The organism is Neptuniibacter sp. PT8_73 (genome assembly GCF_047778045.1).
Lineage (GTDB): Bacteria > Pseudomonadota > Gammaproteobacteria > Pseudomonadales > Balneatricaceae > Neptuniibacter.
The window spans coordinates 1,926,763-1,943,819 of the sequence record NZ_CP180545.1; the positions used below are offsets into that span (position 1 = coordinate 1,926,763).

Genomic DNA, 17,057 nt, shown 5'->3' on the forward strand with positions numbered 1-17,057 from the left:
TTATTTCTTGCTGGATTTTGGCGCTACAGGTGAGTTGCCCCAACCAATCATCGGTTTACCAAAACTACCTTCCACCTCTTCCGGTAATTCTCTATCATCGAATAACCATTCTGATACAAAACTTGTATCTGCATTATCCGTTTCAGAAACATTATCTGAGCCATCATTATCCGAATCACTGAAATCAATAAATGGAAGTTCTAGCTCATCATCGTCATGATCAGTCTGCGTGAATGATAGTCCAATTAGATCACCTGCGCTTTGAGTATTACCTTTAGTGAAAGCAATATCCTTAGCCGCTACCGTGCTTTCTGATTTGATCTGTTCGATACCAGGGATATCCTCAGGAACCATCATGTTGAGCAATTGATGGCCACTCAAGGCAAGGTGTGCAACCTCAGTTCCATGCAATTCATCTGCTGCCAGAATGGTTGTATGGAAGTCTTCGGAGTCATCGTGACTATCAGGAAGTAGACGAATACCGGTAATCAAATGCTCGGCCATCAATTCTGAATGTTCGGTTGTATCATGATCGAAGCCAAGTAGATGGCCTATCTCATGAGAAACAACACTGAGTAGATCCATTGATTGGGCAGCTTCATCGTTACCGATAGCACGTAGTGAGCTTTCAGATGTTTTAACGATAAATTCGCTGTCTTCTTCTGGGGTGCTATCGATAAACCAGCCAAAGCCTGCTGCATTAATGTCAATCACAATGGTATCAGCCCCTTGAGCTTCACCTAGCGTGTTACCCTCTAGATCTTCAATACGAACATCGATGGATTGCAATGTTTCAAGCTGTTCTGTACTAAGCTCACCGGTGTCTATCCAGCGGCTAATCGCTTCATCAACGATTGGTGCTAGTTGATCGTCTGTTACCACTGTTGGGTTTTCAATAGATGTTGGAGCGCTATGTTTAGCTTCCATTCTATTGTCATCATCCAAAATGGTGATCACAGCTTGATTATCAGTGAGTTCTATTCCGTTTGGATTACTAAAGTTAACAGTGAAGGTTTCATCACTTTCCCTTGAGCGGTCACTGTAGACTCGTAAGTTAATCGTTGCGCTGGTCTGTCCAGCAGCGAATGTTAGTGTGCCTGATGCGGCTTGATAGTCATTATCAGAAAGTGTTGCGGTACCGTCTGCAGTGCTCCAGTTTACGCTGACGGATTCAGTCGGTGCAGAAGAGAGATTAACGGTTAGGCTGATATTTTTATGTTTTTTGTTACCTTCGTTGACTGACAGATCACTGACTGATAGCTCAGGTGTGCTAGTTGCCGGTTGATCATCGTTTGTAATGGTAATCACCCCTGAACTATCACCAATTACAACGCCAGAAGCATCGGATAGCTCTACAGTGAAGTATTCATCGCTCTCTTCGTTAGTATCACCATAAACCTGAACCGTAATATCAGCACTGGTTTCACCGGCCAAGAAGGTTAGCGTTCCAGAGGTCGCTTGATAGTCTCCATTGCCTAAGGTCGCGGTTCCATCTGCGGTACTGTAATTGACAGTAACAGTTTCGGTGAGCGCTTCAGAAAGGCTGACCGTTAGGATCGCAGCAGATGCGCCACTGTTTCTTTCTATTAGTTCGAAGTCACTGATAGTCAGTTCTGGTTGAACTGGCTGTTCAAGCTCGGGGTCATCGGTGCGTACAACCACATCATCGAATGTAGTTTCGCCATTTTTACTGTAAAGACCAAAGCGACCGTCCAATACTTGGGCATTGAATGCAAAGTCGACTCGTGCAATGTCGTATTCAGATCCAGCTTCGCTAAGCGTTGCGGTGACTGTAAGGCCTTTGAATGAGAGATCGATATCATAATCATCGCCAGCTTGCAGATCGCCAGAAACTTCATAGCTATCATCGACGACCCAACCACTCGCTTCTGTGTGGTGACCTACAACCAGAGCATTGCTATCTACATCCAGAGCGACAAATTTGAAATCATTCTCGCCATAGTAATCGAAGATGATGCCACCATTAATTTCGGTATTTAGTGTTGCTGCTAGTTCTAGAACAGAAGAAACATCAAAACCGTTGCTGAGTCCGAGATCAACCAAGCTAATGACGTGCTCATTAGTATCTGCAGTTCCTGTATAAGTGCCGTTAAGAACAGTCCAGTTAGCTGCATCGACTGGTTCGAATGTTAAGTTATTAGTACCGGCGCTAAATCCTTCTGTAACTTCAAATGTGATTTCTGGTGGTAGTACCTGAACAGCCACATTATCGAAGGTGCCGCGGGCATTATCAGAACCTACACCGACTAATCCACTATTCAAACCGTATACAAAGCCATCAGGATCGACTCTAGGGTCAAAGGTATGAGTAAAGTACTCGCTGCCATTAACCACCAAGGTTGCTGTTGTACCGTTGATTGCGAGGAGTAAGTTGTAGTTACGATCAGGTTTTACTTGTACCGGAGATTGAACATCAACTATCCAACCATCTGCTGTTCTACGACCCATTTCAAATTTGTCGTTGGAGACATTGATGCCGGCAAATTTGAAGTCTTCTGGGCCTTGATAATCGAAGATCAGATAAGCATTTGCTTTCCAACCACCTGTAGGTTTCTCTGAACTTACAGTTGCTGTGATTTCGAAATAGCTAGGAAGTGCGTCGTCGATATAGAAGACACTTGCGGCATCACCACCGAGTGAATCAGCAGCAACGCTCAAGCTACCAGATTGTACCTCGAAACTACCACTGTCAGTGAAGAAGCCTTGTGACTGGCTATTTAAGCCGTCATTAAAATCAGCACTGCGAAGTACATCACGACGACCGCCTGGGATATTGCCAGGTTGCGGATCAGTTGGGCCACCAGTCTGATCCTGCCATAGACCGTGATCTTTCTGAGTGATTAGACCCATTTCACCGTATGGTTCAGCCTGTAGGTGCGCGACGTTACTGTATCTGCTGGTGGAGTTTTGAGTGCCGATATCGGCTGTACGGGTGATATCTGCACCATCGCTCGCCGCTTGTGCCCAGAGGAAGTCATATAAATGAGGTGGAACTTGACGACTTACCGTAGCGATACCAAATGGTGCGAACGGTACAATGTAGGAGTTATATTCGCCTACCCAGTCGATTAAGCGATCGCCACCGGTATTACCGATGAGGATATCCAGACCTGCACCACCAAAGACACGATCTTCATAAACGATATGGGTGTCAGGTGCATCATTCAGACCGTTGGTTTGGTCATAACTTGTGCCGGAACCACCGGTTACATCATCGGCGTTCATGAGGTCGTTACCCCAACCGCCGTAGATATGATCGCGACCAGTTCCGCCGACAATCCAGTCATTACCTAGATCACCGAATAGAACATCATCACCGTCGCTTTCACGATCTACTAGATCACCGATTGGTGTGCCATTTGGAGCGAACTCAATGTACCCGGCTTCTGTTGCACCTTCGTTATCCATTGCATTTAGGAAGTAATGTCTTAAACCGTCAGGGCTTACAGCATCATCTTTCCAAACACTGTCATCATGATTGAACAAGATTAGACGACGTGGATCGTATTCATCGTAGAGATAGAATTCACCCAATCTGCTTTGCACTGGTTTAGGCGCATTCCATGGATCTGTGTCATCACCGAACAGCAAGATGTCATTTGGATTGTAAGGTCGACTGAAGTCAGTTCGGATTAGATATTCGATTTCAAGATTATCATCGATCACAGGCGCGTAGGACTCAGGCAGCGCCTCAGCACCACTCATCGCATCATCACCTGCACCACCATGGATAAAGTCTTTACCTAGACCACCGAAGATGATGTCGTCTGCAAAGATTGGATTGAAGAATGGATCATCAATACCTGGCGCTAGATCGAATGGGGTTAGATCGACTGATTTTTTCAGTTCGAACTCGATATTGATAGTTTCTGTCTGTACCTGTCCAGGTGTGTAGATGAACTCATTTAGGACGTTACCTTGACTCGTACGAGTGTCAGGATCTCTATCAAGCAGTAGTTCTACACCGTAAAGGCTTTCTTCTCTACCCTCTGTAGCAGTATTACGGCTGGTAAAGATGCGACCATCATCACCTAAAATTCCATCGATACCTGTACCACCGGAGATCCAATCAAATCCCCAGCCACCGATGATATCGTCATCATCAGCATCACCGAAGGCGATATCGTTACCACCGCCTAGGTAGATAAAGTCATCACCAGTACCACCGTGGATCTCATCATTACCACCAATATCCACTTTGGCGAATATGCTGTTATGAACTGAATCGCCAAACATTTCACGGTATGCAGGATCGCCTGGGTCTTCTAACTCGAATAGTTCAGGTTTGAAGTCAGCACCGCCAGGGGTGTAATCCAGTAGGCGTACACCGCGAACGATAATACGTTCATCGCCACGGTCAACTTCATCGGTAATATTCTGATCGTAATTGTATTCAAGGTAATCGTAGTTACCTAAGCTGTTTACATCGATTCCGTCGACACCTACAAGTCTGATGATGTCGCCGTTATCGCCCACAATGGTATCTGAATCACGGCTATGGCGGTCTTCATTTGAGATACTTTCAACTTCTGTAACGTCGCCATTAGCAGCAACATTAAAGCCGTTGTTTCTATCAATCTGTGTGCCGGCTCCGCCAAAGATCATATCGCCTTTATCTGGGCGATGGTCTGGTGTGATAAGGCTAAAGTGCGTTGAAGAACCACCAACAAGGTCATCCTGACCTAAGCCACCGAAGATAACGTCTTTACCGCCACCACCTTCGATATAATCTTCTCCGTCACTAGCAAGCTCTGTGCTAGCGATAACGGTTAGTGGGCCTACTGGGTCTTCCGCTCCCATTCTTTCTCTTGCAGCGCCTATATGGGCCTCGGCAGCGACAGCGCTATCGATAGAACCATCACCTTGGATAATGTCGTGGCCGAGTTGACCAAAGATGGTGTCATGCCCTGCACCACCGGCAATATAATCATTACCGAAGCTACCGACGCCTTCTAATCCTGAATCGATGGCAAAGTTATGATATTCAGCGTAATCGGTCTCATATTCAGCCCACCATTGTGGACCATTAGGATCACGGTAATCTCGAAGTAAACCGTCAGTTAATAATCGACCAGAAGACTCACCGCTCAATGGTGTTTGACCAGCACCATCGCCGTAGGCATAGAGAGGATCGACACCATCAGGAAGATCTCGGTCAGTACGCGCGTAAATCAAGGTGCCAGCCAGGGTCTGGAAGCGTGCATTAAGAATATCGTCGATAACAACGCCATCTTCACCGGCCATACGGGTGAGGCTTACCATATCACCAAAGATCAGATCATCGCCTTCGCGACCATCAATCATGTCGTGACCAGAACCACCAATTAGTACATCAGCAATGGATGTACCGTAGATAATGTCATCTGCGCCGTTTTGAGGTGACAGCGCATTGATTTCTAGCACTGTGTTGAGTTCAGTGGTCTGGATTTTCTGTAATAGAGGTAAAACACCCACTGGGATTGGTACCAGCGCATCTAGATCTGGCTCATTTGGATCGTGAACAAACTGCAGAACCTCACCATGGTCACCAAATATGATATTTTGACTATCAATTATGCCGTCATCTATGCCATCTACACGTCCATCGCCTTGCAATGTGTCCTGACCTGCGATCAAGTTGTCACTGACTGGATATGGAATTCGAACTGGCGCAAAGGTTTGATCACTAGAACCTAAGTTAGGATTGATAGAAGGTGCAGGATTGGTATCAGTCGCTGTTATATCTAGGGCTCTGGTAAAGATATTGACGTTAATACCACTGTCGCCGTAGATATGATCGACACCACGCTGGCCCAAGATAGTATCGTTACCCGAACCGCCTGCTAGATGATCACCTGCTTGGCTACCTATAATCAGGTCGTTGCCTGCGCCACCGTAAGCAGTAAAGCCAACGGTTGGCATATCCTGATCAGAAACACCGGCAAATAGCTGTGAAGCATCGATGATATCGTGACCAGCAAAGTTGTATGGATTAGCGAGTGGGAATACCCATTCATTATCCTCGTTCTGACCATCTGGTAAGTGTGGGAACATATCAAATGGTTTGTCACCAAACTCTTGGCCCAGTCGATCGAACGAGTGACCGGAATACCAAACACCGTCTTGGCTGGTATCACCGTAGATGACGAGAGGACTATCTGGGCCGGCTCCACCGGAAACTATAAAGTGATCGCCGCCAATCTCTGAACCAACATCGGTAGTGATATCTGTTCGAGTGATTGTTACTGTAGTGGATTCAAGCGCACATTCGTGGATCGCTGCGCCCTGGAGGTACATTTGATCAGCAGTGACGCTTGCTACTGTGAAGCCCCCTGCAATTCCCTCTAAGTAAATAACCTGACCTGCTTCAAATCCATCTACGATCCAGCTGCCTCCATCGGAGCGTACTAGGCGATCAACGATTAGTTCGACCTGTTCGACTTCGGTTACAGTTGTTTCAGCGATTGATAGATGGAGGTTTATATCGCTGATAGTACCGCCAGCAAACGCTGCGCCCGATAGTATCATTGCAGAACCAGCACCCCATGTTGCGAATTGATCGCCAGGGTTGAGGCTTTCGTCTGCGTCAGCAAAACCTATAACTTGACGGGTTTCACCTTCACTACCCACCTGAATCAGCTGACCAATTGTATAGCCATCATCCTGCCAGCTTCGGCCATCGAGGCGAGTTAAGATATTATCGTCATCGACAGTTGTGGCATCGTAGTTACCTATAGTTTCGACAAATAGGTTACCGCCACCATGAAGTGTTGTTAGGCTGCCATGTGGGCCTTGTACCCAAATCAGTTCTTCACGGCCTTGCTCCGTTTCAAGTTCATCTCCGAGCAGTGTCATGCTTGAGCCATCTATATCCAATACTCGGTATTGAACAGCTGAATCAAAACCTCCTAGGGAGATCAGATGGCCTTCTAGGAAACCATTATCTTCCCAGTTTTGACCATCCTGACGGGTGAGAACACCGCCATCACTATTACCATCTACATCAAGCACGAGTGATTCAATCACCAAAGCATCGACCGCTGTAAGGCGAATATCACTTGTGCCATCAAATAGCGGTACTGGTGTGGCGCCCGAAAGAACAAGGATCGAATTATCATTTGGATCTTTAATTTCAACAGTGCCAACGCCACCAGGAGCTGTGACAGTTTGAGACGCGTCTAGCACTTCAACTACGGTCCAGCTACCAACATAACCATCAATAGTGACTTCTTGGCCAGGTAAGAAACCTTGTGCTTTCCAGTCATAACCAGCAAGGGTAATCGTGCCGCCGCCGTTGATTAGATCAGGTTCTGAGGTAAAGACGTTTTCAGCAGAGACAAAGGCTGTTGGGTTAAGCGTACCGGTGACTTCTAAACGGTCATTACCTTCGCCGAGCATTAGATTGAAGACTTCGATGCTGCTTTCGGAATCGTTAGTACCGAAGCCTTCAGATCCTAGATTGATCTTACCGAAGCTAATACCTCCTGGAACGACGATATTGCCACCGCCTGAACCTTCACCGAAGGTTGGGCCGCTGACAGGGCCGAAATCTAGATCCTCAGCCATACCGAAACCTTGTAGAGTGGTTTCTGTCAGAATTCCGCTTGTATCGGCTTGGCTGGAATCATTAAAGATGTTTAAGACATCGATCTGCTGACTTTCTGGAGGCTGAGCGCCAATGGCGATTAAGAAATCGTCTGTTTCACCCGGTAGTTTGATACCATTGGTGAGTGAGCGATCGGCTCCTGTTGGTCCACCTTCAACCGCCAATGGGCCTCTTAGTTTAGATAGAAGATGGTTTGAAACTGGGAATATTTTCACGCCTTCGCGTGTTGGTGGCACGGTGTAATCATCATCCGCTTGCAGCTCTACAGTTTGCATATCGTAGTAATCTGCGTCAGTGAATGTTGCTAACGGTGCGATTCTCACCACAGTCACATCATCAGTTACGCCATCACCTAGCCAAGTTGCATCTAGGTCAGATTCAACACCATCAATGGTCACGTGGATCAGTTGCAGTTTGCTATCCTGACCGTCGTTGTCGCCACGAATCAGCTGAACTTTGGCTTCTACGTCGGCCTCGACAGCATTGGTGTCACTGATACGAACCCACATACCTTCAAGGAAGCCTTCGGATAACCAGCCTGACTGCTCGCCTTCTAAACCTCTATCTAAGAACTGGCCTGGGAAGAAGTCAGGATTGGTCTCTTCGCCAAAGCTTACCTCGCCAGAGTAGATAAAGGCTTCAGCGAGATCAGAAAGCACAATTGGGTCGACCGATTCACCATCAGTGCCCCAAGGTGTAGCTAATGTTGCAGTTAAGGTTAGTGTTTGACCATCTTCAGATACGGCGAGCACTTCATAATCGCCATCATTGGCGCTGCCACCGATTCTAATGGACTGACCGGCTACTGGGATTAAGTGACTAAGAGCAGTGGCGTCAACCGAATCTCCATCTTGTACCCAAGCTCCCATCGCTGTGAGAGTGATCGTTGTGGCACTAACAGAGAGAATTTCATAATTACCGTTGTTGTTTGAGAAGCCTCCTGCACCTGTGGCATCAATTGCTATGGTTTGTCCTGCGGCAAAACCGTCAGCGGCAAAGTCACCTGCAGCTCTTGATAGAGTTAGATTGGTTCCATCATCACCAAAAGTAACAATATCGTTAAACAGCTCATTTGCATCGAAGCTGGCTCCGTAGAAGCCTTCATCGGCAAAGTTACCAAAGTCAGAGCCAGTACCCCTTGTGAGTGTGAGATTGGTACCGTCATCATCGAAGATGATATGACCATTAAAGATCTGATTCGCCTGCAATCCACCAATGGCAGCGTAGTCTTCTGGTGTAATGGCTACACCGTCGATCTCAATTACATCGGCTAAACCATCAGTGAGTACAGCAACTTGGACTTCGCCAGTAGGTGCACGGGTTAGTCGGAGCTCATAAGTATCGGTTTCACCGCTACCTGCTGGAATATCACGGATTAATTGAGTCGATCCGCCGCTTTCGATCACTACAGCGCCTGAGGTTTCGTTATCGTAAACTTCAACATCAAGAAGCTGCAGCCCAGAACGTAAGTTCGGGAAGATGTAATCATCATCGGTTGTGTCGTCGTTACGTTCAAACTCTACGACAGCAAGCTGGAGATCTTCTCTGACGTAATCGTCTCGTGCCTCAATGCCAATGTTAATAGCATCATTCCAATCAGGGTCTACCACGCCATCAACGAAGGTAAAGGTTGCCTGACCGATAACGACGCGATCATTGACTGCGTCATATACTGGATCGGTAAATAGCTCGAGGCGGCTATCAGCATCAGGATTGGTGAATTTGATTGCTTTATCGGCGAAGTCATTCAATACGATATCAACCACCACTTCACTGCCAGGTGCTGGTTGCATCGCTAGCTGTAGTCGAATTTGATCGTTAAGTTGAGTTGTTGCATCGCCCTCAACCACAATAGTTTGACCGTCTATTAAGCCGTTTTCATCTATCTCGGTAATCAGTACTCCTGGAGTATCGTTATCAAGCACAGTAACTTCGACATTGCGGACATCTGCCGCATCGTAGATATCAACGTTAGAGATCACAGAGTGCTGGATGACAACAACGCGATCACCTTCAGAGCGTTGGTCATCCGGTGCAAACATATAAACGGACTGTTCAAGGTTCCAGTTGGTGTGATCGAAGGTTAGTACGACCGCTCTGTTATCAATCTGAGTAAGCACGCCATTAATCATCACAGAGCGTTGGAAGTCAGCGTCAGTGACTAGTGCGCCTGGATCGGTAGTAGATAGCCAGATGCTATCGCCAAGGGCATCTACTAATGGATCTGGGTTCAGATCGTAAGGTTGTCCAGTTGAAGGATCGATAGTTCTCTCTTCTTGAGTGGAGCGCGCAGCGGATACGGTTACATAAACGACTTCGCCGGCTGCTAGCTCTTCTGAGAGTCTTACGGTGTAGAAGTCACTGAATTGATCCGCTTCTAGCAGCTCTTCTCGAACGATGCTTTGACCGGAGCTTGTATCACCTGCTGCCTCTTCGTTTATAACAACTAGGCCTTCAAGCGCGGTAGATACGTTGTAGTCGAAACCATCTACCACAAGACCGTTGTAGAGAGGATCGTCGGAAGATACTAGATGATCAACGGCACCGGAAACACCTTCAAGCTCGCGGGTAACAATATCTTCGACAACATCGCCGCCAACATTGATGGTGTCAGAGCCTAAGCCACCGATTACCCGGTAAGCGACACCAAATGCAGTGGATTGAACGAAGAATTCGTCATCGCCTTCAAGACCGTCAACTTCAACTACCTCAATAGTGGAGTAACGAACATTTAGGCCTGCACCGTAGATACCATCTTTGGTGATGGCTATATCATCTGGGAATTCTGTACCGAGGATGACCAGTTTATCGAAGCCTGCCCCACCTTCTACAGAAACTGGCGCGTTAATGTTGTATCGCACCTCATCCTGACCACCACCTGCTCTGATGTCTGGCGCTTGAGCTACCGAGAAGCCTAATCCAATCTGAGGTGTGGCAACGCCCTCTTCATCCAGAACGATAACATCATCGGTTGGATCTTCAGTCAGTAGAAGATCAAGGAAGTTAATGCCACCATCCCCGTTAACATCAAAGACTGGATTGCCACCGCCATCGGTTGGTAATGCTGCTTCGAGTGCAACACCATTATCCAATTGAGCAAAAGTAATCACGCCATCTTCAAGTTCCTGGAGAATCTGAGCACCGGCTTCAAGGTCTGCTTTATCGATGACACCGCTATTATCGAAGTCAAAGTCGACTGTAGCGGCTAATGCAAAGGCACGAACGATGAATAGATCATTATCATCATCGCCTTCTAAACGAAGTTCGGCTTGATTAGAGTAGACGCGGAACTCATCGTTGCCGCTACCACCTTGTGCTACCAGTGGTGCTGTTGCACCAGCAGACAACCAACCTCTTGTAGTCGCTACTAGATCTGGGAATACATCTTGCTCGAGTAAGTTACCGTCAGTAGTATCACGTTGCGCACCGAAGATCTGACCGATCTGGAATTGATCATCGCCAGCACCACCATCAATAGAGGTAATCACAGTAGTATCATCAACGAAGAAGGCATCATTACCGCCTCGGCCTTCAACCAGTAAACGACCATTTAAGCCGGTGTCATAGTTGATACGTTGAACTTCATCACTGTCTTCGTTGTTTTGAATAACATCGCCGTATTCGGCTAGATTTCCGTGCAAGATAGCAACATATCCCGGACGATCTGTTGTTTCGTTAGGCAGGAAGGCTGCTGCACGCATCAAGAAGATATCGTCAGTCGCGTAAGCATCTCCATTTATGTCAGAACCACTATTAGGGCTATCGAAGCCAAAGATACTTAGCTCGTCTACGCCATCATTCTCAGCGCCTGTATCCAGTACATTGATGACGTAATTACGCTCATCTTCACCGTTGCTGCCCAGAGAGTGAACTTCGTAATAATCGGTTCCGGCCTGACCGTCGAGCGTTAATGTGTGTTCTGCATCAGATACAGTATTTGGTCCAGTGGTGGTTGATGTGTCTTGTAAGAAGTAGACCACCATTCGGTCTTCACCATCTGCCACTAGTGAATCTAGATCCGCACTACCGTGAACGCGTGTTTTAGAACCGAGGAAGATATAGCCATCATCACCCTGCTCAGTATCACCGCTAGCGCCTGAAAGATCACCAAATTGAATGTAATCGGAATCATCGTTACCCCAAATATTGGTGAGATAAACAGGCGCGGTATAGGTTGGAATTGCTGTGCCAACAGGATCACCGGAAGTGACATCAGCTCCGGCAATGATTCGGCCCCTTAGGGTCATGTTGGTACCATAAGTGGCATCAGCATTGTTATGATCACCGAAGATGTCGATAGTTTCTTGAGCTAGAATCTCACTATTTTGATGAAGATCGACATTGTCACCGACCAATAGAAGTACTGAACCACCTTCTGCGAAGATCTGGCCATTTAGAACGCTACGTGGAGCATCTGGATCTAAACCCGGTAAGCGACTGATACTTTCTGCAAAACGAGCGCTGCCTGATTCTAGTAGGATCAGATGCTCATCTAAATCAGCGGATTCTCTAACAGTTAGACGAATATCGCCGGTATAGGTATGGGCTAGAACCAGACTCAAATCGCCGTCTGTTTCAGTGAGGTAGATATTATCGGTTGCTTCTAGACCAACATCATCAACATTTGCAGCTGAGCCAATTCGGGAATTGATTTCCACATCATTGGAGCTACTACCGATATCAGAACCGGCGCCATTAGCGTCCAGATCAATTGTTTGACCTAGGATATTGGCTGCCGCATCTCCTGTTCCGCCGTTTCTTGCATCTCTGATTGAGCCATCAGTTGTTCTGAGTGATACATTTTCGTCACTGTGAACTGTATCTAACTCTAGTGGGCCAGTCAGTTCATCGATATAGATGCCGCCATTGAACGGCGCATTGATATCGAAGGCATTGAGAACACCATTACCATTATTGCGATCGACATTGATCTCTAAGAAGTCATCTTCTGTACCTATACCACCAAATAGTGGCGCAGCGGTTTCATCAGTGATTACACCTGAGTTAAGGGTAATGTTAACGCCAGATACATCGACTGTTGTCGCTGCTCCCGAATCGGTATCAGCATCGATGATTCTTGCACCTGAATTTAGGGTGACATTATCTTCGGTCGAATGGATGTGGCCAACCAACATATCACCGATCAGCTCATCCGCAATGATTTCGCCATTTGTGGTTAAGAATATCTGAGGTGTACCATCTGGAGGTGTACCACCACTCCAATCAACATCAGTATTGATTATGAAGTCGATTGTTGTATCAGGAGTGACATCAATAGAGACATTGGAGCCGTATGGTGCGCCAGTGATCGAAGTGGTTCGATATGTTCTGTTTTCTGCTCCGGTGTAGCCGTCATTACTATCAACATGGCCGATATCTATATCATCACCAGCGCGTACTTCCGTGAAGGTATAGACTGAATCTACTTCAGTGTAACCTGTGCCGTAGGTCTGACGGACCCAGTTGTATAGGGATTCTCCCTCAACATCTGGACTGAAGTGATCCCAGTAAATTCCGGTTCGGCCATCTGGGTCTACACCGCTTGGTGGATCAAATGTGCTAACCGTAACACCATCAATGACAGCCCAATCATCACCTGCTCTTGAGTCATTGATAATTACATCAACATCATCGCCTGCTGTAATTCGATGGATGGTTATATCGAGATTGTCAGTTTCGGCCGGATCTTGAGAACGATCATGCAGTGTAATATCTAGAACGGTATCACTACCGGCATCGGCTTCCAGATGAATCTCTTCAAGTGCTGGAGTAACATCGTTACTGGTGGCATGGATAATTCTGACTAATTCCACCATTAATGGCGTGCGGCCATCACTGGCATTTTGATTACCTATATCGCCACTAGCATCGACATCAAGCGTATTTGTTCTAATTAAGCCTTCATCGAAAATAGCTGTTGGAAGTACGCCTTGTTGAACAACCAGATCACGTTCATCTACTCTGATATCCCCGCGTTGGTTCTCAATTACGGTATCACCAATAACGTTATCTATACCGCCTAACATTATGATTCTACTATCATTATTACCTCCTGCGATTCTATTTCGTATTTCAACGAAGGTGCGAGGGTAAGTAAGGTCTAAATCAAATTCGAATGTATCTCCTGGGGTGGTAGGATCCAGGGATACGTTATTAACTGAAGCTGGATTAAAGCGGATATCATCAACGGTTATATCTACAGCGGCTGAACCGTCATGGGTATCGATATGATTTATAACAAGGTCATACTCTGAGTCATTGATGATGCGAACCTCATCCCAAGTTCTTTGACTTTCAACCAGTCCGTGGTTGCCCCAGATAACACCCTCATTACCACCTAACGGCAAACTTGCAGCGTCATTAGCGAAGAAGGTTAGTTGCCCTGCTTCATCGTAAATGATGTCATCTAGAATAACCTGATTGTTTGCTGCACTGAGTACATCACCAACATCTTTACCAATATTTGATCCTAAGAATTCAATATTAGTAAGTGAAACAATTACACCATTTTCATCGATAACTAATTCAGGGTTAGCTTCGCCCAATAGGACGACATGAGATTCCCAGAATATCTGCCTTGAAGGAGTACTTGATTCCACTGGATCTTCAGAACCACTTACACCTAGAACGGTGATGCAGCCCAATTCACCAAGACATAACTTCAAAGATGGTAGGTTTTTAACTTGATCTTCTGTGGCATTAAGTGTCGATGGGTTGTTTTGTGAAATCACATTGACATCAGATGCTTTTAGGAATGATCCATAACGACCGCTGACTCTGGTTAAACTATCATAGTCAACCGTTGCATCCGGATCGACGACCACCGTACCGAATGATAGTAGCTCAGTTAATCCTCCAATAAATGACCCTAATGCACCGTCATAATCATTATATTTAGCTGTCGCATCTGCTGTCATACTGGTGTTTTCATGATTAGCATAAACACCAATTTCCTCATTCGCGATTATGGAAGAACCATTGTGAAGAATGGTCTCAACTTGATCCCATGCTTTTGCAGTTGCATCCGCTTCAGATTTAGCAATTGGATAAGCCTTGTTATCTGAAAGCGCGTCAACATTAACATTCCATTGAGTAACGGTGCCTGAGAGATCAACTTCTACTTCACCTGTTAGCGCATTTATCATCAATTGACGACCAGCTACAGATGAAATGACCACATTATTAGCTTTGATATCTGCATCGTCATTTATATTGGTTTGAACTATGGCTCTATCAGCATTTGAACCTACGTATACCACTGCATCAGCTTCTGCAAATCCTGCTAATGCAACAGCATCAGCAACTACATCAAGATCTGCGTCTAAACCGGTTCGAGCTTCAATAAGAACCGTTCTATTGGCATTAATTTGGCCATCAATTGTTAGGATTACGTCGTAATCAAGATCTATCTTGCCGTCAGCATCTGAATCGGTGACGACGCCGAATGAACCGTCTGTTTTGGCGATGGCATCAAGGTTTTGATGGCCTGTAGCAAAGATTTTGACATCTTGAGACGCATAGATCGTACCGCCAGTGAATTCGGTCAATACATGGTTATTTGAGAACACATCGGCATCAGTATTACCTATATTTACAGCAGCAGCTGCATTATTCACCGAAACAGCTTTTGCTTCTGCAATGGATACAGCATCAATAAGGACATCTTCAGCCCGAATGATATTTGAATCTACTTGAGTTTGTACTGTTGGATTTGATGTAGCAGTTGCATCACCAAAATTAACTGAAACGCCACCTACTCCTACACCTGTTGAGTTAGCTCTGACTTGACCACCATCATGAACTGCCCGGATAGAAATATCATTGCCAGCCTGGATTAAGCCCGCTCCTGTTGTGGCTTTTACTGTCGCATCAACTTTTGCATTGGTATAGAAGCCTGCAACCTGAATCAAGCCTCCACCTGCTGAATCGGCAAAAGCATCAGAATCTGTATTAGATGTGGATAGCAGTGTTATATTTCCTGAAGCCGTAATATTTCCTGAACCAAATTTAGCCTCAGTTACTGTACTTGTTCTAGACGTTGCAGTTGATGCATTTGCTGTCGCAAGACCGGCACCAAAAGATTCAATTGTAGATTTTGATATGTCCGTCGCATCTGCTGTAACCGTTACAGACGACGCTCCTGCAATACCAAAGGTTGTTGGGTTCCCATCAGCGTCATTGCCAGCTACCACTGTACCCACACTACCTAAGAGCTGAGCAGATGTATCTGCAAAAACATTCGCGGTAGGGCTAGCAACATTAACAGCAACTAACCCGCCACCTGTTGTACCGGAATCAGCTGTAGCATTATTTGCTGAGGTGGATGTTACGTTGATAGCTGCACCTGGAATGGTTATTAATGAGCCTGAACCAATAATTGCGTCAGTATCAGCATTGTCAGTGACTTTGGCATCTGCATCAGCACCACCCCCAGCAAATAGACCGATAGAAATTACATCTGAAGTGGCTAACGCATCGTTATCAGAGGTAGCTGATACAGTTAATGAACTTGCATCAACAACATCAGCATTCATTTCGGCTTTAGTGCCACCTCCGACTTTAGCGGTTGGTATAGAGACACCGACCGCGATTAAACCACCACCGGCTGAATCAGCATCTGCAGTTGCATCATGATCAGAGGTAGCGATAAAGGTAATTGAGCCGTTAATGTCCAGAACGTTGCTGCCTGTACCACCTGTCGCGTTAACGTCGGCAGAGCTAGTCACCTCTGCAAACGCTGCAGCGCCATTGACAGTAAAGCCACCTAAACCTGCGGTAACTACGTCAGCATCTGCAGTATTATCACCATCAGCTTTAACGAGTAAGGAATTGGCAGTGACTGAACCGTCCATATCAGCAATAACTGCACCGCCTACTTGTGCATTTGCACCTACTAACGATGCTGTAAATAAACCGCCAGCCAAACTTAGCGCATTAGCTGTGGCTATATTTTGTGCTCCCTGCAGTAGTGCCTCGACTTTTACTGCGCCAGATGTCCAGATTGAAGCGGCAGAACCCACTTTAGCTTCTACGTCTGCATCACTAGTGATAATGGCGTTTGCTTTGGCACCATTACCGCCACCTAAGCTGACTGATCCCATAGTGACAGTTGCTAGAGCAATGTTTTGACCCAATGCTTTCACGTCCAAACTTGATGCGGAACTTCCGACAATATCACCATCGAACTGAGCTAAGACGCCTCCACCCACGGTTGCAGATGGCAACATCACAGAAATTGAAATAACACCAACTGTAGCGCTATTGGCGATACCTTCAGCTTTGTTATAGCCAGTGGCAATGACATCAATATTGGCTGCAGGTACGTTTAGTTGTGCGGTTGATCCGACTGTTGCTTCGACATCAGCATCAGAGGTGATCTCTGCAACAGAACTCGCACCTGCCCCACTAAATAAACCTAAAGAGATAGTGAGTGCATCTGCATCTGCATAAT

1 protein-coding gene (running past one end of the window) is annotated in these 17,057 nt (G+C 46.2%); it reads right to left on the minus strand.

The genetic code is table 11. The features are described 5' to 3' along the window. Positions 1-17,057, minus strand: the 3' end of a protein-coding gene (locus ACMXYN_RS08760) for a Calx-beta domain-containing protein (protein ID WP_415894454.1). Its footprint extends 18,361 nt past the window's final position; 17,057 of the gene's 35,418 nt are visible here — the last part of the coding sequence; its start codon lies off the right edge, out of view — the gene reads right to left on this strand; the stop codon is at positions 1-3.